Annotated in this window: 22 protein-coding genes, 1 tRNA gene and 1 pseudogene; 14 read left to right on the top strand and 10 right to left on the bottom strand. The window is 66.6% G+C overall.

The window, feature by feature from the left end:
- Positions 1 to 480, bottom strand: a complete 480-nt coding sequence (locus G0D83_RS29795; protein WP_164198219.1) for an NUDIX hydrolase — start codon at positions 478 to 480, stop codon at positions 1 to 3.
- 403 nt (positions 481 to 883) lie between these two features.
- Here G0D83_RS29795 and G0D83_RS29790 point away from each other — a divergent pair.
- Positions 884 to 960 (top strand) — tRNA-Arg (locus tag G0D83_RS29790).
- 99 nt (positions 961 to 1,059) lie between these two features.
- Here G0D83_RS29790 and G0D83_RS29785 read toward each other — a convergent pair.
- Complete coding sequence (locus G0D83_RS29785; protein ID WP_159099659.1) at positions 1,060 to 1,785, bottom strand: GntR family transcriptional regulator; 726 nt, start codon at positions 1,783 to 1,785, stop codon at positions 1,060 to 1,062.
- A gap of 316 nt (positions 1,786 to 2,101) precedes the next feature.
- On the opposite strand from G0D83_RS29785, the gene G0D83_RS29780 reads away from it, so the two are divergent.
- The 8 genes from G0D83_RS29780 (at position 2,102) to G0D83_RS29745 (ending at position 9,834) form a co-directional block, all read left to right on the top strand.
- Positions 2,102 to 3,334 (top strand): branched-chain amino acid ABC transporter substrate-binding protein, encoded by a 1,233-nt coding sequence (locus G0D83_RS29780; protein WP_164198217.1) that lies wholly within the window; start codon positions 2,102 to 2,104, stop codon positions 3,332 to 3,334.
- A 74-nt stretch (positions 3,335 to 3,408) separates the two neighbouring features.
- On the top strand, positions 3,409 to 4,350 hold the full coding sequence (locus tag G0D83_RS29775) for a branched-chain amino acid ABC transporter permease (protein WP_108969520.1): 942 nt from the start codon (positions 3,409 to 3,411) through the stop codon (positions 4,348 to 4,350).
- Between the two features lies 1 nt (position 4,351).
- A complete protein-coding gene (locus G0D83_RS29770) occupies positions 4,352 to 5,638 on the top strand; it encodes a branched-chain amino acid ABC transporter permease (protein WP_164198215.1) in 1,287 nt (428 codons plus the stop codon).
- Positions 5,635 to 6,399, top strand: coding sequence for an ABC transporter ATP-binding protein (locus tag G0D83_RS29765; protein WP_164198213.1), 765 nt, complete (start codon positions 5,635 to 5,637; stop codon positions 6,397 to 6,399). Before G0D83_RS29770 ends, G0D83_RS29765 begins: the two co-directional genes overlap by 4 nt.
- A complete protein-coding gene (locus G0D83_RS29760) occupies positions 6,396 to 7,106 on the top strand; it encodes an ABC transporter ATP-binding protein (RefSeq protein ID WP_108969526.1) in 711 nt (236 codons plus the stop codon). The genes G0D83_RS29765 and G0D83_RS29760 overlap by 4 nt, the downstream gene beginning before the upstream one ends.
- A 48-nt stretch (positions 7,107 to 7,154) precedes the next feature.
- Positions 7,155 to 7,937, top strand: coding sequence for an SDR family oxidoreductase (locus G0D83_RS29755; protein ID WP_235940428.1), 783 nt, complete (start codon positions 7,155 to 7,157; stop codon positions 7,935 to 7,937).
- A gap of 24 nt (positions 7,938 to 7,961) precedes the next feature.
- Positions 7,962 to 8,897: a 3-keto-5-aminohexanoate cleavage protein gene (locus G0D83_RS29750; RefSeq protein ID WP_164198209.1), complete on the top strand. Its 936-nt coding sequence runs from the start codon at positions 7,962 to 7,964 to the stop codon at positions 8,895 to 8,897.
- A gap of 28 nt (positions 8,898 to 8,925) precedes the next feature.
- Positions 8,926 to 9,834 (top strand): SDR family NAD(P)-dependent oxidoreductase, encoded by a 909-nt coding sequence (locus G0D83_RS29745; protein ID WP_164198207.1) that lies wholly within the window; start codon positions 8,926 to 8,928, stop codon positions 9,832 to 9,834.
- A 261-nt stretch (positions 9,835 to 10,095) separates the two neighbouring features.
- Here G0D83_RS29745 and G0D83_RS32415 read toward each other — a convergent pair whose 3' ends face one another.
- From G0D83_RS32415 to phnD, 6 genes are all read right to left on the bottom strand, one after another.
- The gene (locus G0D83_RS32415; RefSeq protein WP_370457365.1) at positions 10,096 to 10,311 is read right to left on the bottom strand and encodes a 3-hydroxyacyl-CoA dehydrogenase NAD-binding domain-containing protein; all 216 of its coding nucleotides are present in this window, start codon (positions 10,309 to 10,311) and stop codon (positions 10,096 to 10,098) included.
- A 73-nt stretch (positions 10,312 to 10,384) separates the two neighbouring features.
- Positions 10,385 to 11,299 (bottom strand): HAD hydrolase-like protein, encoded by a 915-nt coding sequence (locus G0D83_RS29735; protein ID WP_164198203.1) that lies wholly within the window; start codon positions 11,297 to 11,299, stop codon positions 10,385 to 10,387.
- Positions 11,296 to 12,105: a phosphonate ABC transporter, permease protein PhnE gene (phnE, locus tag G0D83_RS29730; RefSeq protein ID WP_164198202.1), complete on the bottom strand. Its 810-nt coding sequence runs from the start codon at positions 12,103 to 12,105 to the stop codon at positions 11,296 to 11,298. Before phnE (G0D83_RS29730) ends, G0D83_RS29735 begins: the two co-directional genes overlap by 4 nt.
- The gene (gene phnE, locus G0D83_RS29725; protein ID WP_164198200.1) at positions 12,102 to 12,896 is read right to left on the bottom strand and encodes a phosphonate ABC transporter, permease protein PhnE; all 795 of its coding nucleotides are present in this window, start codon (positions 12,894 to 12,896) and stop codon (positions 12,102 to 12,104) included. Before phnE (G0D83_RS29725) ends, phnE (G0D83_RS29730) begins: the two co-directional genes overlap by 4 nt.
- The gene (gene phnC / locus G0D83_RS29720) at positions 12,893 to 13,669 is read right to left on the bottom strand and encodes a phosphonate ABC transporter ATP-binding protein (RefSeq protein ID WP_164198198.1); all 777 of its coding nucleotides are present in this window, start codon (positions 13,667 to 13,669) and stop codon (positions 12,893 to 12,895) included. Before phnC ends, phnE (G0D83_RS29725) begins: the two co-directional genes overlap by 4 nt.
- 54 nt (positions 13,670 to 13,723) lie before the next feature.
- Positions 13,724 to 14,689, bottom strand: coding sequence for a phosphate/phosphite/phosphonate ABC transporter substrate-binding protein (gene phnD, locus G0D83_RS29715; protein WP_164198196.1), 966 nt, complete (start codon positions 14,687 to 14,689; stop codon positions 13,724 to 13,726).
- A 159-nt stretch (positions 14,690 to 14,848) separates the two neighbouring features.
- Here phnD and G0D83_RS29710 point away from each other — a divergent pair, with 159 nt between their 5' ends.
- The 5 genes and pseudogenes from G0D83_RS29710 to G0D83_RS32405 all read left to right on the top strand — a co-directional run bounded on the left by G0D83_RS29710 (position 14,849) and on the right by G0D83_RS32405 (position 18,394).
- A complete protein-coding gene (locus G0D83_RS29710; RefSeq protein WP_164198194.1) occupies positions 14,849 to 15,634 on the top strand; it encodes a DeoR/GlpR family DNA-binding transcription regulator in 786 nt (261 codons plus the stop codon).
- A 21-nt stretch (positions 15,635 to 15,655) separates the two neighbouring features.
- Positions 15,656 to 16,672: a substrate-binding domain-containing protein gene (locus tag G0D83_RS32925; RefSeq protein WP_370457364.1), complete on the top strand. Its 1,017-nt coding sequence runs from the start codon at positions 15,656 to 15,658 to the stop codon at positions 16,670 to 16,672.
- A gap of 25 nt (positions 16,673 to 16,697) precedes the next feature.
- Complete coding sequence (locus G0D83_RS32680; RefSeq protein WP_304610682.1) at positions 16,698 to 17,588, top strand: sugar-binding domain-containing protein; 891 nt, start codon at positions 16,698 to 16,700, stop codon at positions 17,586 to 17,588.
- Between the two features lie 93 nt (positions 17,589 to 17,681).
- Positions 17,682 to 18,056 (top strand): annotated as a pseudogene (locus G0D83_RS32920) (FAD-dependent oxidoreductase); the annotation flags it as partial.
- 26 nt (positions 18,057 to 18,082) lie between these two features.
- Positions 18,083 to 18,394, top strand: coding sequence for a glycerol-3-phosphate dehydrogenase C-terminal domain-containing protein (locus G0D83_RS32405; RefSeq protein WP_235940429.1), 312 nt, complete (start codon positions 18,083 to 18,085; stop codon positions 18,392 to 18,394).
- Between the two features lie 717 nt (positions 18,395 to 19,111).
- On the opposite strand, the gene xylB is transcribed toward G0D83_RS32405, so the two are convergent.
- Both xylB and G0D83_RS29685 read right to left on the bottom strand, forming a co-directional pair.
- Entirely contained in the window at positions 19,112 to 20,563 is a 1,452-nt protein-coding gene (gene xylB / locus G0D83_RS29690) for a xylulokinase (protein WP_164198190.1), read from the bottom strand.
- Positions 20,564 to 20,745: 182 nt separating this feature from the next.
- Complete coding sequence (locus G0D83_RS29685) at positions 20,746 to 21,693, bottom strand: ABC transporter substrate-binding protein (RefSeq protein ID WP_164198497.1); 948 nt, start codon at positions 21,691 to 21,693, stop codon at positions 20,746 to 20,748.
- Positions 21,694 to 21,726 lie beyond the last annotated feature (33 nt).

The following is a 21,726-nucleotide window of genomic DNA, read 5'->3' as shown; positions in this document are numbered from 1 at the left end:
TCAGCCTTGCCGTGCCGCCGAGACCAGCGCCGGGAAGTCCGCGAGGATGGATTTGAGTTGCTCTTCCTCGACCGCCTGGGCCGCGGCGTCGGGCGACATCCAGCGGCGCTCGCGGTCGGCCATTTCGGGGAAGGCGTCCAGCAGCTTCTCGACCGCCACCGCGTAGACGTCGACGTCGGTGGTGACCGGAAGCAGGCCGTTTACGATCTTGCTGTAGCGGTATTGCCCGATGCGAAAAGGACGTGAGCCCGAGTGTTTCACCCCCGCTTCTTCCCAGGCTTCCTGCAGTGCAGTGCCCGCGCCGTCGGTGCCGCGCACCGGCCAGCCCTTGGGCAGGATCCAGCGTTTCGTCGTGCGCGAGGTGATCATGAGCACCTCCGGCCGACCATCTTCTACACGATGGCAGAGCGCCGCGATCTGAACGCGGTTGGGGCGGCCCAGGAGCGGGGCAATATAGCTGTTCCAGACTTGGGCAAACATCGGCTCACCTATTGAGATCGAGGCGGACCGGCTGCTCCTAGCGCAATGCGCGCGGTTTCTCAAGGCGGGAGGCCCCCTGCAGACGAAAGGATGCCCTGCACGTGGCGTCACGCACGCGCCGCTCGCGCGTCAGCGGGTCCAGCGCAACTCTCCGGGCGGGCGCGTAAAAATGCGCTCTGGCCGTGCCTTTGGCCCATCCGGCCAGAGGGGCCAAGGTCTCCGCCGCTGGGACGTAGTGGCATCGCCAGCTCGAGTGCAGGACTATCGTCCCTATATCAATGAGGTGGTCCGCGATCCGCCGTTGGACCGCGGAGCAAAATTCGGGATTTTCGGCAAAGCCTCGAGGGCGCCCCGCAAGGGCGGTGTTGCGGATGGTTTCGAGCTGGGTTACTCACGCTCCGACGGGTCATTAGCTCAGTTGGATAGAGCAACCGCCTTCTAAGCGGTCGGTCGAGGGTTCGAATCCTTCATGGCCCGCCATCTTTGCCGAAATACGCCGATGGCCCCCGAACCGGCCCACTGCGCGTCGCGTCCCGCGACGGAGCTTCGGGCTCACCTGTTCCCGAGCGTGCGAGTGGCCTATTTAGAGGCCGCGTCAGGGCTCTGCTTGTAGAAGCGCCGGATCGCCAGATGCGAAGAGCGGATGTCCAGATTTACCGCCCACCTCGCCGCCTCGCCGTCACGCTGCGCCACGGCGTCGATCGCATCGTCGTGAATGCGCACGCCGATCCGGAACAACCGCGCGAACAACGCCTTGTCCCGCCGCGCAGAGGCAACGATTGGCCCGGTGCGCAGCCAGAGCGTCGAGATGATGTCGAGCAGCTGCGGGTAGCCCGCGCCGCCGTAGAGCTCGAAGTGGAACGCCTGATTTCCCGCCAGCGCCGCCTCGAAATCTCCGGCCTCAACCGCTTCGCTCATGGCGTCGTTGTGGCGCCGCAGCTCGCCGATCAGCGTCGGAGTCCGCCGGGCACGCGCAGCGCGTTCGGCGGCATAGCCCTCGAGTTGCATGCGGATGCGGATGTAATTCTCATGCTCGGTGGCGAGATAGGGCGCGACGCGCAGCGTCCGCGGCCCAGACTGCTCGATGGCCCGCTCGGCGATCAGCCGCGCCACGGCCTCGCGCACGGGCATGGGACTGGTGCCGAGCACCTCTGCAAGCCCGCGGATGGTCACCTGCTCGCCCGGAAGGAACTCGCCCTTGAGCAGCCCGAGCCGAATGCTCTGGTAGACCCTTTCCTGGATCGTGGTGACATCCACGGGCGCCAGCGTGCGCGATCGCGGCTTCGTGGGATCGAGACTGTTCACGTGCTCCGGGCCTCGCTTGGCTTGTTCGAAGGATGATCCCGCGTCCGTCGCAGGGACAGCGCGCGGTCCGTCGTGGCGCCGCGGTGTTGGGCCTTTAGCAGCCAATTTCGCGTCATTCTATGTCCAAGTCACAACATAAGGCAACCGCGTCCCCGCAAACACCCCCACCTTACAGATATGAGATCACATATCTTATATCTTTACCGCCCAAGAATTCTGTGGTTAGGATACGCCCGTGCCAGAGGAGAGCGCAGCACGGCCCGACATCAGGGGCGCGGCGCGCTGGCATGGAAAAACACCTGGGAGGAGAACCAGCTTGACACGTCTTGCCTTGATCGCGGCCACGTCCGCACTGGCCCTGGGCGCAACCGCGCTGCACGCCGAGCCGCTGAAGATCGGAATCATCGAAAGCCTTTCGGGCGCCCAGACCTCGACAGGCCGACTCTATGCCGACGCCGTCGCCTATGGGGTCGCGCAGATCAACGACGCCGGCGGCTTCAACGGCGAACCGGTTGAAGTCATCGAGTACGACAACGCCGGCGGCGCACCGGACGCGGCGACCAAGTTCCGCCAGGCCGTGGCGGATGGGGTGGACATCATCTTCCAGGGCGCCTCGTCGGCAATCGCGGGCCAGCTCACCGAGGACGTGCGCAAGCACAACCTGCGCAACCCCGGCAAGGAGGTGATGTTCATCAACCTCGGCGGCGAGGCGATGGAGCTGACCGGTGACAAGTGCCAGTTCTACCACTTCCGCTTCACCACAACTGCGCCGATGCGGGTCAACGCGCTGGTCAGCGCGATGAAGGAAGCCGGCGATCTCGGCACCAAGGTCTATTCGATCAACCAGAACTACTCCTGGGGCCAGGACATGCAGTCGGCGGTCGAAACCGCGGCGGCGGGCGGCGATTTCGAAATCGTCGACGAAGTCCTGCACGACGTGAACAAGATCCAGGACTTCGCGCCCTTCGTCGCGCGCCTGAAGTCCGCCGCGCCCGACACGGTCTTCACCGGCAACTGGTCGAACGACCTGCTGCTGCTGATGAAGGCGGCGGGCGACGCGGGTCTCGACGTGACCTTCGCGACCGCCTACCTCGACCAGCCGGGCAACATCGCCAACGCCGGCGAGACGGCGCTCGGGCATTACATCGCCAACAACTACGACAATGCCGCCACCGATGGCGAATTCGCCGAAGCCTACAAGGCGTCGACCGGCCACTACCCGACCTTCGTCGAAGGCCACACCGCCTTTGCCGTCGGCGCGCTGCACCAGGCGCTCGACACGCTCGACTTCGGCGGCGACGCCATCGATGTGACCAAGATCGCGCTGGCGCTCGAGGACACCACCTACGAGACGCCGGTCGGCCCGATCTCGGTGCGCAAGGAAGATCACCAGACCATCCGTCCCGTGGTTGTCTCCAAGGTCGTGAAAAACGCCAAGTACCCCGCCGACGACACCGACATGGGCTTCGAGACCGTCGGGGTCGTGCCGGGCGAGACAGCGATCTACCCGGTGCAGGACAGCTGCAAGATGGTGCGCCCGGGCGAATGAGCCCCGCACCCTGAGAGCACCGGCCGGCGAGCCTCGCCGGCCGGCCCTGTCCCTCGGCCCCAATCGGAAGTGCAATGGAATTTGCGATCATCTCCACGCTGAACGGCGTGACCTACGGCCTGTTGCTGTTCATGGTCTCCGCCGGTCTCACGCTCATTTTCGGCATGATGGGCGTGCTGAACTTCGCGCATGCCTCCTTTTACATGCTGGGCGCCTATGTCGCCTACGCCGTCTCGTCGATCTTCGGTTTCTGGACCGGGCTGATCGTCGCCCCCATCGTGGTCGGCCTCGTCGGAATGGCGGTCGAGCGGTTCCTGCTGCCAAGGGTGCACGCCCACGGCCACGCGCATGAACTGCTGCTGACCTTCGGTCTCGCGCTGATCATCGAGGAGCTGATCAAGCTGTTCTTCGGCGACTTCCCGGTGAACTACCAGATGCCCGGCGAGCTGCGTTTCTCGGCTTTCCACATCTTCGGCACCGACTACCCGTTCTACCGCCTGTTCATCGGCGGGATCGCGGTCGTGATGTTCTCGGCGCTGTGGCTGCTGCTGACCCGGACCCGCACCGGCATCGTCGTGCGCGCCGCCGAGCGTCTGCCCGCCATGGCCGAGGCACTGGGGCACAATATCCCGTTGGTCTTCATGTTCGTCTTCGGCACCGGCGCGGCGCTGGCCGGGCTTGCCGGGGCGGTGGCCGGAGCCTTCTACCCGACCAACCCGAACATGGGGCTGGAACTGGGGGTGATCGTCTTCGTGGTGGTCGTGGTCGGCGGGCTCGGCTCGCTCAAGGGCTCGCTGGTTGCCTCGCTGATGATCGGCCTCTTCTCGTCCTTCGCGGTGGGGCTTGACTGGTCGCTGGCAAACCTGCTGAGCCTGATCGGCCTCGGAGACTGGGCGCGCTCGGTCGGCGGTCTGCTGACGCTCGAGCTGTCCTCGGTCAGCGCCACCATTCCATTCGCCCTGATGCTGATCATCCTGCTGGTACGCCCTGCGGGTCTCATGGGGGAGCGTAACTGACATGCCGAACCTTCGCACTATCCTCGTCCTCACCGCGCTCCTCGCGCTGCTGATCGCCGTACCGCCCTTTCTGGGCCTCGGATGGCAAAACGCGCTGGTGAACGTGCTCATCGCGAGCCTCTTCGCGCTTGCCTTCAACCTTCTCATCGGACAGGCCGGGCTGCTGTCCTTCGGCCACGCCGCCTATTTCGGGATCGGCGCATTTGCCGCGCTGCACTTGATGCTCGCGGTCGAGGACGGCCTGCCCTTCCCGACGCCGCTGCTGCCGCTCGCGGGCGCTGCCGCCGGGCTGCTGGTCGGCCTCGTGGCGGGCTACTTCGCCACCATGCGCTCGGGCGTCTACTTTGCACTGGTGACGCTGGCCATCGCCGAGCTCTTCCATTCGTTGGCACCGCGCCTCGAGGGACTCTTCGGCGGTGAATCGGGCGTGTCGTCCATGCGCATGCCCTGGCTGGGCTTCACCTTCGGCTCCATGCTCGAGGTCTACTACATGACCTTGGCCTGGGCGGTAATCTGCGGTCTCGGGCTCTGGGCCTACACCCGCACCCCATTTGGACGGCTGACGCTGGCGCTGCGCGACAACGAGCAGCGCGTGCGTTTCCTCGGCTACAACGCCCGTGCCTCGAAGGTGATCATCTTCGCCGTCTCGGCGATGTTCACAGGCGTTGCAGGCGCACTGCAGGCGATCTCCAACGAAACTGCGAACTACTCGCTCTTCGGCAGCATCGTGTCTTCGCAGGTCGTGCTGCAAACCTTCGTCGGCGGGGCCACGGTGTTCTTCGGCCCGGTGATCGGCGCGACGGCCTTCGCGCTCTTCTCCTTCCTCGTCTCCGATCTCACCCGATCCTGGCTCCTCTACCAGGGCCTGATCTTCGTGCTGATCATGCTCTACGCCCCGAGCGGCATCGGCGGCGTTGTGCATCACCACATCCGCAATCGCCGCCAGCTCGACTGGGCGCGGCTGGCGGGGCCTTATCTCATGGCACTGGCAGGGGGTCTGCTGATCGCCGCGGGCGTGGTCTTCCTGGTCGAAAGCGCCTCGATCCTCTTCGGCGAAGACTACGAGCGGCTGCGCCACGCGGCCGGCGACGGCTTGCCCGTCTTCGAGCTCTTTGGCGCAGAGTGGAGCCCGGTCTCGGTTCTGACCTGGATTGTCCCGGCGGCGCTGCTGCTGGGGGGCGGCGCGGTGCTGTTCCGTGCCCGCCGCGAGATCGACGCGCTCTGGGCCCGCAAGGACCGCCCCGAGGACACCATGGCCGAAACCGCGCCGCTGGGAGGTGAAGCATGACCGCGACCACGACGCAGTGCGCGCTGACGCTCACCGGCGTGACCAAGTCCTTCGGGCCGATCGAGGTGCTCAAGGGGCTCAACCTCGACATCGCGAAGGGCGAGCGCCACGCGGTGATCGGCCCGAACGGGGCTGGAAAATCGACGCTCTTCAACCTGATCTCGGGTATGTTCCCGCCGTCTTCCGGAGACATCGCGCTCGGCGGGCGCAGCATCGCAGGGCTCTCGCCGCACCTCATCAATCGGGCGGGACTGGCCCGCTCGTTCCAGATCACCAACATCTTCCAACGGATGAGCGTGTTCGAAAACCTCCGGATCGGCGTGCTGGCGCGCCACGGGGTACGCTTCGGCCTCTTCCGCCCGATTTCAACCATGCGGCGGGTGAATGCGGAGACTGCCGAGATCCTATCGCGCGTTGGGCTCGAGACCCGGGCGCGAGACCTGGCGGGCGACCTGACCTATTCCGAGCAGCGTGCGCTCGAGATCGGCATGACGCTGAGCACAGGCGCCGACATCATCCTGCTCGACGAGCCCACCGCGGGCATGTCGCGCGAGGAGACGGCGCAGGCCGTGGAACTGATCCGCACGGTGACGGAAGGCAAGACCCTGCTGATGGTCGAACACGACATGAGCGTCGTCTTCAGCCTCTGCGACCGGGTCTCGGTTCTGGTCTACGGAAGCATCCTCGCGACCGACACGCCGGCGCGCATCAGTGCCAACCGCGAGGTGCAGGAAGCCTATCTGGGTGAGGAGGCAGCATGAGCTTGCTTCAGGTGAAGGGGCTGCACGCCCATTACGGCAAGAGCCACATCCTGCACGGGATCGACATGGAGGTGCCCGAGGCGGCCATCGTCTCACTGCTGGGGCGCAACGGTTCGGGGCGCTCGACGCTGCTGAAGGCGATGATGGGGCTTGTGCCCCCGACCGCGGGCAGCGTCACGCTGGACGGCCAAACCCTGTCGGGGCAGCGGCCCTTCGACATCTGTCGGCAGGGGCTCGGCTACGTGCCCGAGGAACGGCTGGTCTTCCCCAACCTTACGGTCGAGGAGAACCTCGCCATTGGCGTGCAGAAAGGCGCTCCCGGCGCGCACCGCTGGACGGTCGAGGAGATGTACGACTACTTCCCCCGCCTCCGCGAGCGCCGCGGCATCCGCGCCGGGTACCTCTCGGGCGGCGAGCAGCAGATGCTGACCATCTGCCGCTCGCTGCTCGGCAACCCCCGGGTGCTGCTGATCGACGAGCCGACTGAGGGGCTCGCCCCGCGCATCGTCGACGTGGTGATGGAGGTCATCCTCGACATCGGCCGCCGCGGCGTCGCCGTGGTGCTGGTCGAGCAGAAGCTGACCATCGCGCTCAAGGTCGCGCAGCAGGTCTTGGTCATGGGCCATGGCGAGCTGGTCTTCCTCGGCACCCCCGCAGAGCTCGACGCCGCGCCCGACGTGCGCCGCAACTGGCTCGAGGTGGCCTGACGGCCACCTCCCCTCCCCTAGACAATTTCGACTGGACAGACAGTGAGCATGATCGAACGGATGTATCCGAAACCCGGCCTCCGGGTCCTTGTCACCGCGGGCGGGTCGGGCATCGGCGCCGCCATCGCGCGCGGCTTTCTCGACGCCGGGGCGCAAGTTATGATCTGCGACATCGACGAGGCCGCGCTGGCACGCATCGCCGAGGAACGCCCCGCCGTGGTCACCCGCCGCGCCGACGTGTCCGACGAGGCCGAGGTCGCCGCGCTGATGGACGCCGCCAAGGAAACGCTCGGCGGGCTCGACGTGCTGGTGAACAACGCCGGGATCGCCGGCCCTACCGGAAAGATCGATGAGATCTCTGTCGATGACATCCGCCGCACGCTCGACGTCGATCTGTTGGGGCAGTTCCTGGTGCTGCGCCGTGCCGTGCCGCTCCTGCGCGAGAGCGAGGCGGGCGCAATCCTCAACATCGCCTCGGTCGCGGGACGGCTGGGCTACGCGCTGCGCAGCCCCTATGCGGCGGCGAAATGGGGCATCGTCGGCCTCACACAGAGCCTTGCCAAGGAAATGGGTCCCGAGGGCATCCGGGTGAACGCGATCCTGCCAGGCGTGGTGCGCGGCGCGCGCATCGAAAGGGTGATCTCCGACCGCGCGGCGGCCGAGGGCATCCCTTACGCGCAAATGGAAGAGCAGTACCTCGCCAGCGTCTCGCTGCGCCGGATGGTCGAGCCCGAGGACATCGCCGGCATGGCGCTGTTCCTCTGCTCGCCGGCCGGGGCGAACGTCTCGGGGCAGGCGATCAGCGTCTGCGGCAACGTCGAAACCATCTGACCCAGAAAGAAACGGAGAAGGACCATGGCAAAGGCCCCCCGCAAGGTTATCGTCACCTGCGCCGTCACCGGCGGCATCCACACCCCCAGCATGTCGCCACACCTGCCGGTGACCCCCGATCAAATCGCCGAGCAGGCCATCGAGGCCGCCGAGGCGGGCGCCTCGATCCTCCACCTGCACGCCCGCACCCCCGAGGACGGGCGGCCGACGCAAGACCCCGAGGCCTTCCTGCGCTTCCTGCCGCGCATCAAGCAGGCGACCGGGGCGGTGCTCAACCTCACCACCGGCGGCAGCCCCACGATGACCGTCGAGGAGCGCCTGCAGCCCGCCGCGCGACTCGCGCCCGAGGTCGCCTCGCTCAACATGGGCTCGATGAACTTCGCGCTCTTCCCGATGCTCGACCGCTACGACACGTTCAAGCACGACTGGGAGCCGGCCTATCTCGAGAAAACCCGCGACGTGGTATTCCGCAACACCTTCAAGGACATCGAGTACATCCTCGAGACCTGCTCGGGGAACGGCACGCGTTTCGAGTTCGAGTGCTACGATACCAGCCATCTCTACACGCTCGCGCACTTCCGCGACAGGAACCTTGTGCAGGGTCCGCTTTTCATCCAGACGGTCTTCGGCATTCTGGGCGGTATCGGCACGCATCCCGACGACGTCTCGCACATGAAGCGCACCGCGGACCGGCTGTTCGGCGACGACTACGTCTGGTCGGTTCTGGGCGCGGGGCGTCACCAGCTTCCGATCACCACGATGGCCGCCGCGATGGGCGGCAACGTGCGGGTCGGACTCGAGGACTCGCTCTGGGACGGGCCGGGTCATCTGGCACAGTCGAACGCCGCGCAGGTCCGCCGGATCCGCAAGGTGCTCGAGGGGCTGGGGCTGAACGTGGCGACACCCGACGAGGCGCGTGCCATGCTGTCGCTCAAGGGCGGCGACCAGGTGAACTTCTGAGACAAGTCAGCGCGGGGACGCAGGACATATGACCAACGAATTCGACGGACGGGTCGCGATCGTAACAGGGGCCGGGGCCGGGCTGGGACGCTGCCACGCGCTCGCCCTTGCCCGCGCCGGGGCGCGCGTCGTGATCAACGACATCACCGGACCGGACGGCCAGCCGGGCGCCGCGGCGCGGGCCGTGGTCGCCGAGATCGAGGCCCTTGGCGGCGAGGCCGTGGCCGAGCCCGCGGACGTGGCGAACTTCGCCGAGGTGACTGCGATGGTGGCACGGGTGATGGCGCGCTGGGGACGCGTCGACATCCTCGTCAACAACGCCGGCATCCTGCGCGACCGCTCGTTTGCCAAGATGGAGATGTCCGATTTCGCAACCGTGCTCGCCGTCCACCTCACCGGTTCGGCGAACTGCTGCCGCGCGGTCTGGGAGATCATGCGCGAGCAGGGCTTCGGCCGGATCATCCTGATGACGTCGTGCTCGGGGCTTTACGGCAACTTCGGACAGGCCAACTATGCCGCCGCCAAGGCCGGCATGATCGGTCTGATGACGACGCTGCAGCAGGAGGGCGAGCGCTACGGGATCCACGTCAACGCCCTCTCGCCGCTCGCCATGACCGGGATGACCGACGGGCTGCTCGCCCCCGAGGATGCGGCGCAGCTCACCCCTGAGGCGGTGGCGCCCGCGGTGGTCTTCATGGCCTCAGACCTTGCGCCGAAGAAGACCATCATCGGCGCTGGCGCCGGCGTCTATTCGGTGGTCCACGTGGTCGAGACCGAGGGTGTCTACCTGCCACCCGAGGCGCGCAGCCCCGAGGAATTCCACGCCGCCTTCGAGCGCATGTCGGACATCCGCACCGCGCGGCACCTCGACACCGGCTTCGATCAGGCCACCAAATTCACCGCCACCGCGAACCGGGCGCGCCGCGTCACCGCCTGAGCTGACCCCGGCGCAGCAGATAGGACGGCGCGGCGTAGAAATGCGCCGCGCCTTATGCATTTCGCCTCGCGAAGGTGCCTCGGTCTATCGAGTCGGGGCAGCGGATTTCACCGCGAGATTCACGCGCAGCCGGCTGTCCCTTTCCACCACTATCCCCGCTATCGGCCGATCGGCATCGCAGGCCTCGACCGCCGCGGTGATGCGGGCCTGAAGGCGGTTGGCGACGTGGCTGTAGATCTCCTTCTGCAGCCGGACCGGCACCTAGCCGAGACGGGTGTGGAAGCGCTCCACCTCATCCAGAACCCATGCCGCCGTCGCCTCTCGCCCGGCCAGCTCGACCAGCGGCACGAGCTGCGGCGGGTTGAACGGCTGCCCTAGCACGACCCGCTCGGGACCTGCATGTCGGTGACAGAGATCGCGGACGAACTCGAGGAGATCACCGCGCCGGGCGGCGTCGCGGCATCGATGCGGCTCGATGTGCCTTTTATCCGGAAGGTACCCGCCCCTCGATCCCAGAGCGCCTGAGTCCTCTCGGCCCCGGCTGGCCCCCTCAAATGCTGCCTATGACGAAATCCGGAACGATCCCCGACCGACGGATCGCCCGAGCCGGGTCGAGGCCGACGAGTGCGCCATGGTCGGTCACGAGCGCGGTGGAAAACCCCATCTGGCAGCCGCCAAGGATGTCCGTATGCAGCGTGTCGCCGACCATCAACACCCGCTCGGGCGCAAGCCCCGGGGCGAGACGCGCCAAGGCCAGCGAGAAAATCCCGTCGAAGGGTTTGCCGAGGAAGACCGGCGCCACGCCGGTCGCGGCGGCAAGGCGATGCGCATAGTCGCCGGGCTCTCGCGAGAGGCCGGTCTCGCGCGGGGCGACAATGTCAGGGTTGCCCACGAAGACCGGACGCGCGCGCGCACTCAGAGCTGCCTCGAGCCGGGCCTGGCGCGCCTTCGTCCAGCCCTCCGAGCCCACGAGCAGAAAGCCCTCGGCCGCCTCGTAGTCCGCAGGATCGTCGCCGAGGAAGGAGATGTCGACGTCCTCGAAATCTTCGACGCCGTACTCGGGGCTGAGCATCGCCCCCCAGCGCAGACGCGGCGCACGCGCCAGATGCGCCAGCAACGCCTCGCGGCTGGTCACCACCTCCCCGGGAGAGAAGTCAAAGCCCAGCCGGGCGTAGCGCTGCATCATCACCCGCTTGGGGTAGGCTGCGGAATTGGAGACCACCGCCACCGCCTTGCCGGCAGCGCGCAGTGCGGCGATCGCAGCTGCTGCCCCCGGAATGGCGGACTCGCCCACGTTGAGCACCCCGTAGGCGTCGAGCAGCACGAGATCAAAGGGGTCGGCGATCTCGAGCAGGCTCTGCGCCACCTGCCAGTCATGGCCAAAGCGCGCATCCGGCAGGCGGGACCGTACGCCGAGATAGTCGTCGAAGGCCGCGCGGGCCTCGGTGCAGCGCGTGCCGGTCACAGGATGCGGCGACGCAGGAAGGCCGAGACGACCTCGCCCAGAACGACAAGCGCGAGGATCGCCAGCAGGACGGTCGCAGCCTCGGGCCAGTTGAACGTGTCGATCGCCCCCTGCAGGATGATGCCGATGCCGCCCGCTCCGACAAGGCCGAGCACGGTCGACTCGCGCAGGTTGATGTCCCAGCGCAGGATCGCCACGGCCCAGAAGGTCGGCATGACCTGCGGCACGATGGCATAGACGATGACCTTGAAGCGCGATGCGCCGGTGGCCTCCAGTGCCTCGACGGGGCGCGTGTCGATCTCCTCGATGGCCTCGCCCAGCAGCTTGCCGATGAAACCGATGGAGCGGAACATGATCGCCACCACACCGGCAACGATGCCGGGACCGAAGATCGCCACGAAGAGCAGCGCCCAGATGATCGTGTTGACCGACCGCGAGCTGACGAGGATCAGCCGCCCGAGCCAGAGCGTGGCGCGGTTGGGCGTGGTGTTCTGCGCCGCGATATAGGCAACGGGCAGCGAGACGATCACCGCCAGCGCGGTGGCGAAGGTGGCAATGTTCACGGTTTCCAACAGCACCCGCAGGATCGCGCCGAGGTTGCTGGTGTCGAGCGGATACATGCGCCCGAAGAGATCGGCCATCTGGCTGGGCGGGTCCCAGACCCAGGCCCAGATGATCTCGATCGAGCCGAGCGCCCAGAAGACCGCCAGCGCGCAGAGGGCGAAGATGCCGAAGCGTCGGGCTTTTTCCTTCGGCGTATGGCGCGACCAGTCCTCGCGCCCGAATTGCTGGGAGATGCTGGTCATGCGATGCGCTTCCTGATCTGGCCGCTGATCGCCTCGGAGACGAGGATCACGCCGACGATGACGATGGTGATGGCGAGCGCGAAGTGGTAGTCATATCGTCCGAAGGCATTGGCCAGCGTCGCGCCGATGCCGCCCGCGCCGACGATGCCGACCACGGCCGAGGCCCGCAGGTTGGAATCGAGCTGGTAGATGGTCAGGCCGATCTGCCGGGGCATGATCTGCGGGAAGATGGCGTAAACCAGCGTCGACAGGTACGGCGCCCCGGCCGCCCGCATCGCCTCCACCTGGCCGAAGTCGATCTCCTCGATCCGTTCGGCCAGCATCTTGGCGACGAAACCGATGGAATAGACCACCAGCGTCAGCACGCCGGCAAAGGGGCCGAAGCCGACGGCCTTGACGAAGATGATCGCGACGATGACCGGATGGAAGCTGCGGGCGATGATGATGATCGCCCGACCGAGATAGAAGACCGGCAGCGGCGCGACATTGCGCGCCGCCATGAAGGCGATGGGGATGGATAGCGCGACCCCGCCGACGGTGGCGAGGATGGCGATCTTCAAGCTCTCAAGGAAACCGTCGATCAGCAGGCCGCTGCGCTCGAAGCTCGGGGGAAAGGCGCCGCCGAAGATGCGCCCGGCCCGCTCGATCCCCTGCGCAACCCGCGCCCAATCGATCGGCATGGTGGCCGCGACCCAGAAGAAATAGGCCAGTGCGCCGAGATAGACCGCCCAGCGAAGCAGCGGGTTGGCGATGAAGGGCGGCTTGCGCCAGGTGTCCGGGTGCTGGCTCATGATGCCTCCCGCAGGTCGCCGCCCCGGTCTGCATGGGGGCTGCCGGAGTAGATCCGTTCCATCGCCTCCTCGTCGAGCGCGCCCGGAAGATCGTCGAAGATGATCCGTCCGAAGCGCATGCCGACGATGCGGTCGGTGTATTCCTTGGCTTCGGTCACGTTGTGGATGTTGATCAGCACCGGCAGCTTCAGCTCGCCCGCGAGGTCGCGCAGCAGCCCCATGATCTGCTCGGAGGTCTTGGGATCGAGCGAGGCGGTCGGCTCGTCGGCGAGCAAGATCTCGGGGTCCTGCATGAGCGCCCGGACCACGCCGACGCGCTGACGCTCGCCGCCCGAAAGCTGGTCGGCGCGGGTGTTGGCGTATTGCGCGATGCCGACGCGCTCCATCAGCTCATAGGCGCGGCGGATGTCCTCCTTGGGGTAGCGGCGCATGATCGCCGCCCAGGTCGAGATATATCCCAGCCGCCCGGACTGCACGTTCTCCATCACGGTCAGCCGGTCGACGAGATTGAACCCCTGAAAGACCATGCCGATCTTGCGCCGCGCGGCGCGCAGATGGCGGCCCCGGAGGGCGGTGAGCTCGGTCCCGTTCAGCACGATGCTGCCCGAGGTCGGCTCGACCAGCCGGTTGATACAGCGCAGCAGCGTGGACTTGCCGGCGCCCGAGGAGCCGATGATCGACACCACGCTTTCGCCCTCGATGGTCAGGTCGAGGTTCTTCAGCACCGGCGCACCGCTGCCATAGCTTTTGACCAGGTCGGTGATCTTCAACATGTGGAGACTCCATGCCGGAGCCGGGCGCAAAGCGCCGGCTCCGGTCTTGTCAGGTCACTCTGCGGCAAGGCCGGCGGGTGTGTACTCGACCCCGTTCGCCTTCTGGATTTGGCGGATGACCTTCCACTGATCCTTGTAGGTGATCGGGATGAACTTGCTGACCCCGCTGAACTCCTCGCCAAGCGCGGTCCCCGCGAAGTCGAAGCTGAAGAAGGCCTCCTCGATCTTCTCCTTCAGTTCCGGCGTCAGGTCGTGGGCATAGGCGTAAGAGGTGGTCGGGAAGGGATCGCTTTCCCAGACGATGCGCACCTCGGCGGGATCGTAGAGCCCGCGCTCGGCCATCCGGTCGACCACTTCCGAGGCGACGGGCGCGGCGTCGTAGTCGCCCGCGACCACGCCCAGCATCGACTGGTCATGGCTGCCAGAATAGACCACCTCGTAATCCTCGTCGGGCACCACGCCCAGATCGGGGAACAATGCGCGCGGCGCGAGGTTGCCCGAATTCGAGGTCGGCGAGGTATGCGCGATGCGCTTGCCCGCAAGATCGGGCACCTCTTTGATGTCGCTGTCGGCCTGGGTGTAGATCTGCAGTTTGTAGCCGAACTGCCCGTCGTCCCCCCCCATGATCGCGAAGGGCACCGCTCCGGCGAGGTTCACTGCAAAGGGCGTGGGACCGGTCGAGAAGCCCGCGATATGCAGACGGCCCGAACGCATCGCCTCGACCTCGGCGGAGTTGGACTGCACCGCGAAGAACTGCACGTCCTTGCCGGTGACCTCCTCAAGATGCGCGATGAAGGGCTGCCAGATATCCTCGTAGATGGCCGGGTCCTCGACCGGCGTATAGGCAAAAACAAGGGTGCCGGGATCCTTCAGATCGCCCGCGTCTGTTGGCGCGTCTGCGACCAAGTCACCGTCGGCGTCGGTGTACTGGCTGTCGAGCACCGCGGTTTCTTCCTGAGCAAATGCCGCCCCGGCCGACAGGGCCAGCGATACGAGCAGACTCGTGGTGTGCCTAAGCATGTGATGTCCTCCTCCCAAAGGGCATGTTCTGCGTCTGGCCCCTGTGTCCTCCGGCCAGTCCAGCGGGATCACATCACCTTTATGTTGGATATGCAACAAATTGGTCGTACTTTTCTGCGAAACTCAAGGCTGCGACATACGAAGGGGAGATCGGGCACGGTGGACCAGACAAGTGGCGAGCGGCGTTTGAAAAAACAGGAGCGGCACGCGCAAATCCTGCTGCAACTGAAACTCAGGCCGCACGTGCGGGTCGCGGAGCTTGCCGCCCTGTTCGGCGTGACCACAGAGACAGTACGCCGCGACATCGGCGCGCTCGAGCGCGACGGGCTGTTGGAGCGCGCCCATGGCGGCGCTTCGGCGCCGCATCCCGGCGGGCACCGCGATCTTGACGCGCGCCGACGGGAACGGGTCGCCGAGCGCGAGCGGCTCGGCCGCTTTGCCGCGTCGCTGGTGCGCGACGGCGATGCGATCATGATCGACGCGGGCTCGACGACGATGGTCTTCGCCCGCTTCCTCGCCTTCGCGGAAACCCGGGTCACGGCGATCACCAACAGCCTGCAGATCGGTATGATCCTCGGCCAGAGCGCCAATGCGCGCGTGCTTCTCGCGCCGGGAAGCTACCTGCCCCAGGAGGCGGCGGTGGTCGGCGTCGAGACTTGCGATTATCTTGCGCGCTACCACGTGGACTCGTGTTTTCTCGGAGCGGCCGGTCTCAGCGAAGCGGGTGTGACCGAGGCGGTGGACGGTTTTGCTCCGGTCAAGCAGGCGATGATGCGGCACTCCACGTCGTGCCGGTTTCTTATCGACGCAGGCAAGTTCGGCCGCACCCGGTTGAACCTTGTCACGCCGCTTGACGACATGGATACGCTGGTCAGCGACCGCGCCCCGGAGGACGCACTTGCGGCACGTCTCTCCGAGAGCGGGGTCAGCATCCTCGTACCCTAGGGCCTCCCGACTCGGTGCTTTATTTCGGCTTCGTACGGCAAGGGCAGCCAAGCCTTTGCTTGCGAAACGGTGTTTTCGGACACACCCGATTACCACACCACCAAGCAAATCGCCTCTTTCGAGCACGACATGGTGAAACAGCCGGCGGGTCTTCTGCTGCATCCGATGCAGCCGGACCCGTTCATCGCACCGATCAACCGCGCCATCTCAGATGGCACGCAGGTGGTGACCCTCGCGGCGGACTCGCCGAAATCCGACCGCAGCGCCGATATCACCTCCGACAACCTGGCCGAGGCGAAATTTGCTGCCGAGGAAATCGTCAAGCAGATCGGCGAGACGGGCTCAGCGGAGGGCGCCGTTGCGGCGATCCTCGAAGCCAAGTCGGACGTGCTGGTCATGCATGCGGATATCACCCCGGCGACGCTCGAGCACATCAAGGCCGGCAAGATCCACATGGCGCTGAGCCCGAACCAGGGCATACAGGGGTTCATGGGGTCCATGGCGACCTTCATGGCGGCGCATTCCGAAGTCTTCGATCCGTTCAACGACCACCGGACCTCGGGTTACAACCCGGTGCAGATCCCCCACATCGACGGTATCCTCCAGCCCGACGGCGGCGAGAACCTCTGGGAGGGTCGGCCCGTCCGTACTGCATCACCAAGCGCCGCGCAGCAGCTCGGGATCGGGCTGGTGCATCAGGAAATCGCCCTCTGCCCCGATATCTCGGTGGCCGAGAACATGTTCATGGCCGTCACCAACCAGAGCCGCCGTTTCCTTATGGATGTGGGCGCGCTCAAGCAGAAAGCCCGCGCCGTACTGGGGCAGCTGTGCGACATCGATCCGGGCGCGATCGTTCGGGACCTTCCGATCTCGCACCAGCAACTGGTCGAGATCGCCGAGGCGCTGACGCTCGACTGCAAGGTCCTGATCCTCGACGAGCCAACCGCCGCGCTGACAGACCACGAGGCGCAGACCCTTTTCGAGATCATGCACAGACTGTCGGCGCAGGGCAGGGCATCATCCGCGGATCGATCCTGATACCGCGGTCTCCATCGATCACCACATGACCAAGAAGCGCGACGCCGGGGGCAAGGCGCTGAGCGCGGTCGTCGAGACCCTGTCGCCCGAACAGCCGCTCGACGTCACCGTCGTGCCGCTCACCGGCGGGGTGCAGGGCAAGGTCTACACGGATGTGAACCATCTCGTGACGCGCATGGCAGAACGGCTCGGCGGCAAGCCGATCCTGATCCACGCGCCGCTTTTTGCCGAGAACCGGGCGCAGCGGGACATGCTCACCGGCATGGCGCCGATCAAGCAGGTCTTCGACCTTGCCCGCACCGCCAATGTCGCGCTCACCGGCATCGGCTCGGTCGAGCCGCGCGCTTCGAGCTGCTACGACCTCAATCCGGTGCCCGAGGCCGATCGCAAGATGCTCGTGGGCATGGGGATCGCCGCCGAGTTCATGGCGCATCTGATCGGCATCAACGGGCAGGTGGCGGACTACGAGCGCAACCAGCGCCTCGTGGCCCTGCATCCGCATGACACGGCGCCCGCCTACGGGCAGGGGCTGGCGGAAGAGATCGTCGGCAAGGCCCTCGGGGGGCGGCGCGATAAGGTCGCTCTGGCGACGAAGCGACGTCTGCTCGGGGTGCAGCGCAGCCCCCTCGAGGATGATCCACGGCGGCCTGCGCTATCTCGAGAACGGCGAATTCGGGCTGGTGAAGGAGTCACGCGCGGAGCGCGGCGCGCTGCCAATGAAGATCGGCCTGACGCTCTACGATCCCGTGACCCGCGGGCGTGGCGCCCTGCCCCCGGCACCAGGCCCGCAACGGCAGGGCAACAGGCCAGAACTGGTCGCCCTCCTACCACGATGCGTGGATTTCCTATCCCGAACGCCTCGGTCTCGAACTCGTGGACGACACCGCACGGATGGCACCGGAGTCGCCTGCCCTGACCTATGCCGAGATCGCCCGCGACGGGGATCGTTTCAGGTTGACCGATCTTGAGACCGGAAAGGGTTTGCCCATCGCGGCGCGCTTGCTTGTGAATGCCGCTGGCGCCTGCTCGACGAGGTGCGGCGGGACGACGACGCGCGGAGCGGCGTCCCCATATGGTGTCGGGAACTCAGAGATCACACCTCATCCTCGACAATCCCGCGCTGCGCGCTGCGCTCGGCGGTCACATGATCTTCTTCGAAAACTTCGACGGGCGGGTCTGCATTATGTTTTCCTATCTGGGCAAGGTGCTTGCCGGCTTCACGGATACCCGCGTCGAGATACCGACGCGGACCGCCAGCACCGAGCAGGAGCGCCGCTATATGCTCGAAGCGGTCGGGAGGCTCTTTCCCGGGTTACCGTTCGTGGAGGAGGATACCGTTTTCAGCTACAGCGGGATAAGGCCCCTGCCCCAAAGCAACCACGCCTTCACCGGCCGCATCTCGCGCGGGCATTGCCCCACCGGATCGACGGCACGGTGCCGCAGATCTGCATGGTCGGGGGCAAGTGCACGACCTTCCGCGCCTTTGCCGAGCAGACGACCGCCGTCGTGCTCGCCGAATTCGGACGCATGCGTGCGGCGTGCACTGGGACCCTGCCGATCGGCGGTGGGCGCGATTTTCCCGGCAGCGCCGCACTTCGGCAAGCGCTAAGGCAACGCTTCGGCGTTTCGGAGGACCGCGCCGCGCGCATGGCCGAAACCTATGGACCCCGCGCGCAGGATGTTCTGGCGTTCTGCGCCGACCGCGGCGATGACCTGCCCTGACGAGCGATTGCACCCTGACCGCCGCCGAGATTACCTGGGTGACCGCGCACGACCGCGCCCTGCACCTGTCGGGCGTCGTGCTTCGGCGAGTTTTTCGACGTGATCTCAAGCGCCCTGAGATCGGGGGTGGTCGCGCCCGGGGAGACATCGATCATCGTCGGGGCGGGAACCGCGGGCCGCGCCTTTGCCAACTGGCTGAGCGCCGACACGCAGTGCCGCGTGCTCTTGTTCGAGGCCGACGGCGTTGGAAGGTGGCCCGGCGCCGCTGGTCCCCCAAGGCTGCGTGCAGGGGGTGAACGGCCCGCGGGTGGTGGATGCCTCGCTCACGCCCCGGATCGCGCCCGGCAACACCGCCGCCCCGACCCTGCTGATCGCCGAGCAAGCTGCTGACATGATCCTGCATCTTCGAAGGTGTGTGGTCTGGCTTGCTACGCTTCTCAGCACCCATCACCCGTCGTGCAGTCTTGGCATTGCCGCGTCCAGAGCGCAGCCTCGACCGGCGCGACTGGCGCGGTCGCGCCATCGCTTGATGCCGGAGGCGCCCTGCGCCAGACCATTTCCGGTCGCGTTCCTCTGGCAAGGGTTCGAAACGAAGGCTCCCGGTCACCTCGATCCCTGACGCCCTCTGCTCGCTCGGGTCGGCAAGGCGCGTTCCACCCATCCGGACCTTGTTCCGAGGCTCGAAGCGACCAGAGGGCTTGCACCATTGGGTGCAGGCTATTGGACCGACCGGATCGCGGCGTAGGCACCTCGGAACCGCTGGTAGGCATCGTCGAAGGCGGAGCGCAGCGCTGGCTCGGGCGCGATCTCTTCGCGGATCGACGGCGTGGACATCACATCCTCGACCCGGCGAGCACCCGAGGCGACCATTCCGAGCCGCGCCGCCCCAAGTGCCGCACCGAACTCGCCGCCGCTCGGCAGGTCCAGCGTCACGTCGAGCGCCGTGGCGATCAGCTTGAGCCAGTAGCGCGACCCAGTGCCGCCGCCGATGGCAATGAGCCGGTCGAGACGCAGGCCGGTCGCTTCCAGCGCGGCCTGGCTGTCTCGCAGCCCGAAGGTGACGCCCTCGAGCACTGCCCGCGTGAGGTCGTCGCGGGTGGTTTCCGCCCCGAGCCCGGTGAAACTGCCGCGGATCTCGGCATCGTTGTGCGGCGTGCGCTCGCCAGACAGGTAGGGCAGGAAGCGGACGCGACCGGGTGCGCGCAGCGTCTTGCCCAAAGGCGCCGTGAGCTCCTTCGGCGTGGTGCCGGTGATCCGCGCCAGCCAATTGAGACTATCGGTCGCCGACAGCATCACCCCCATCTGGTACCAGCGCCCGGGCACCGCGTGGCAGAAGGTGTGCAGCGCGGTTTCGGGTGCCGGGCGGTAACCGTCGCGCGCTGCCAGAAGCACCCCCGAGGTGCCGAGCGAGACGAACCCCTGCCCCTCGTTCATCGCACCGATGCCGCAGGCCGCGGCGGCGTTGTCGCCTGCCCCCGCGGCGATCACCACCTCGCCCGACAGACCCCAGCGCGCAGCCAGCTCCGGCTTCAGCCGCCCCCCGGGCTCACACCCCTCGAGCAACTGGGGCATCTGCTCGCGCCGCATTCCCCCCGCCGCCAGCAGCTCTTCGGACCAGTCGCGTGCGCCGGTGTCGAGCCATGAGGTCCCGGCGCTGTCGGACATGTCGGCGAAATAGCTGCCGGTCAGGTGGTAATTCATGTAGGCGGCCGGCAGCAGCACCTTGGCAATCTTGGAGAAATTCTCTGGCTCGTGCTTGCTCACCCAGGCAAGCTTCGGCGCAGTGAAGCCGGGAAAGACGATATTGCCCGAAAGGTCGCGGACGCCCTTCATGGTATCCAGCTCCGCCGCCTCGAGATGCGAGCGGGTATCGTTCCACAGGATGCAGGGGCGGATCACCTTTCCCGCCGCGTCGAGCAGCGTGGCCCCATGCATGTGGCCGGCGACGCCGATACCGCGAAGCCCGGCGAACTCGGGATGGGCCGCGCGCAGCTCCTCGACCGCGGCGTCGAGCGCGGCAATCCACTCTGCGGGATCCTGCTCCGACCAGCCCGAATGCGGATGCTGCGCCTCATACGTCTTCTCGGCGGCGCCGAGCGGCGCACCGCCTTCGTCCACCAGAAGGGCGCGCAGCCCCGATGTGCCAAGATCGACACCCAAGTATGCCATTCTATTCTCTCCCGTGAGCGGTCACAGCACGAGGCACGCCCCGCTGCTGAGACCGACATCACCCTGCCGGCCTCGCTGGTCCGCACAGTTTCGCGTCATGTGATCCGATCGTGTCGCAAACGCCGTCCGTGGCGCTGCGGGCGTATCCGGGCGGGCATCCCTGCCCGCCCGGTCAAGACCCCTTAGAAGGGGCTGTCGGGGTAGTAGACCTGCTCGGCGTTCTCGGGGGTGATCAGCACCGATCCGATGGTGAAGGTGCCCGAGACCGGCGCGTTCGAGGTCAAACCGACCGCGGTCAGCTCGATCGCCGTGGCGATCATCGACGGCGGGTAAGTCACGTCGGCGGGGATCATCGCGTCGCCATCCATCACGCGCTTGATCATCTCCTTCATGCCGGCGCCGCCGAGCACGAACTTGACGTCTTCGCGCCCGGCCGCATCGATCGCCGCCAGCACACCCACCGCCATGTCGTCATCCGAGGCCCAGACCGCATCGATCTGCTCATGCTTGGACAGGAAGTCCTGCATGACGTTGAAGCTGTCATCGCGGTTCCAGTTGCCGTGCTCCATGTCGATGACCTCGATGCCCGAGCCCTCGATCGCCTGCTGGAACCCTTCGACCCGCTCGTTGTCGATGGTGGTGGGAATGCCGCGCAGGACGACGATCTTGCCGCCTTCGGGCATCTGCGAGACCATGTATTCGCCCGAGACGCGGCCGAAGCCGGGGTTGTCACCAGCGACGTAGAGGTCCTCGATTCCTTCCACCGACAGGCCACGGTCCACCACGGTGACCCAGGCGCCGCTCTCGGCGACGGCCTGCACCGGCGGCGTCAGCGGATCGGATTCGAAGGGCAGCACGACCAGTGCGTCGATGCCGCGCGTCGCCACCATGTCCTCGATGTCGTTGACCTGCTTGCCCGGATCAGAGGCCGTGGCGAGCACGAAATCGAGCTGCGGATAGACCTCCTCGAGCCGCTCGACGGTCTGCTGCGCGTGGAAGTTCATGCCGCCCGCCCAGCCATGGGTCGCCGCGGGGATCGACACGCCGATCACCTTGGTCTCGCCATCCTGCGCCAGCGCTCCTCCTGCGCCGAGCGCCAAGGCCGTGCATCCGGCCAGCAGCGTCTTCATGTAAGACATTTCGTTTCCTCCCTAAGTTTGGCG

The sequence above is a fragment of the Salipiger sp. PrR003 genome, from assembly GCF_010500785.1.
Lineage (GTDB): Bacteria > Pseudomonadota > Alphaproteobacteria > Rhodobacterales > Rhodobacteraceae > Salipiger > Salipiger pacificus_A.
The sequence above is the reverse complement of the archived record's forward strand: the minus strand, read 5'-3'. Positions and strand labels throughout refer to the sequence as shown.

What these genes read in the sequence shown, in the direction of transcription:
- G0D83_RS29795 (WP_164198219.1), bottom strand. Translation starts at nt 480, where the DNA reads ATGTTTGCCCAAGTCTGGAACAGCTATATTGCCCCGCTCCTGGGCCGC.
- G0D83_RS29775 (WP_108969520.1), top strand. Translation starts at nt 3,409, where the DNA reads ATGGAATTTGCGATCATCTCCACGCTGAACGGCGTGACCTACGGCCTG.
- G0D83_RS29770 (WP_164198215.1), top strand. Translation starts at nt 4,352, where the DNA reads ATGCCGAACCTTCGCACTATCCTCGTCCTCACCGCGCTCCTCGCGCTG.
- G0D83_RS29765 (WP_164198213.1), top strand. Translation starts at nt 5,635, where the DNA reads ATGACCGCGACCACGACGCAGTGCGCGCTGACGCTCACCGGCGTGACC.
- G0D83_RS29760 (WP_108969526.1), top strand. Translation starts at nt 6,396, where the DNA reads ATGAGCTTGCTTCAGGTGAAGGGGCTGCACGCCCATTACGGCAAGAGC.
- G0D83_RS29755 (WP_235940428.1), top strand. Translation starts at nt 7,155, where the DNA reads ATGATCGAACGGATGTATCCGAAACCCGGCCTCCGGGTCCTTGTCACC.
- G0D83_RS29750 (WP_164198209.1), top strand. Translation starts at nt 7,962, where the DNA reads ATGGCAAAGGCCCCCCGCAAGGTTATCGTCACCTGCGCCGTCACCGGC.
- G0D83_RS29745 (WP_164198207.1), top strand. Translation starts at nt 8,926, where the DNA reads ATGACCAACGAATTCGACGGACGGGTCGCGATCGTAACAGGGGCCGGG.
- phnE (WP_164198202.1), bottom strand. Translation starts at nt 12,105, where the DNA reads ATGACCAGCATCTCCCAGCAATTCGGGCGCGAGGACTGGTCGCGCCAT.
- phnE (WP_164198200.1), bottom strand. Translation starts at nt 12,896, where the DNA reads ATGAGCCAGCACCCGGACACCTGGCGCAAGCCGCCCTTCATCGCCAAC.
- phnC (WP_164198198.1), bottom strand. Translation starts at nt 13,669, where the DNA reads ATGTTGAAGATCACCGACCTGGTCAAAAGCTATGGCAGCGGTGCGCCG.
- phnD (WP_164198196.1), bottom strand. Translation starts at nt 14,689, where the DNA reads ATGCTTAGGCACACCACGAGTCTGCTCGTATCGCTGGCCCTGTCGGCC.
- G0D83_RS32680 (WP_304610682.1), top strand. Translation starts at nt 16,698, where the DNA reads ATGACCAAGAAGCGCGACGCCGGGGGCAAGGCGCTGAGCGCGGTCGTC.
- xylB (WP_164198190.1), bottom strand. Translation starts at nt 20,563, where the DNA reads ATGGCATACTTGGGTGTCGATCTTGGCACATCGGGGCTGCGCGCCCTT.
- G0D83_RS29685 (WP_164198497.1), bottom strand. Translation starts at nt 21,693, where the DNA reads ATGAAGACGCTGCTGGCCGGATGCACGGCCTTGGCGCTCGGCGCAGGA.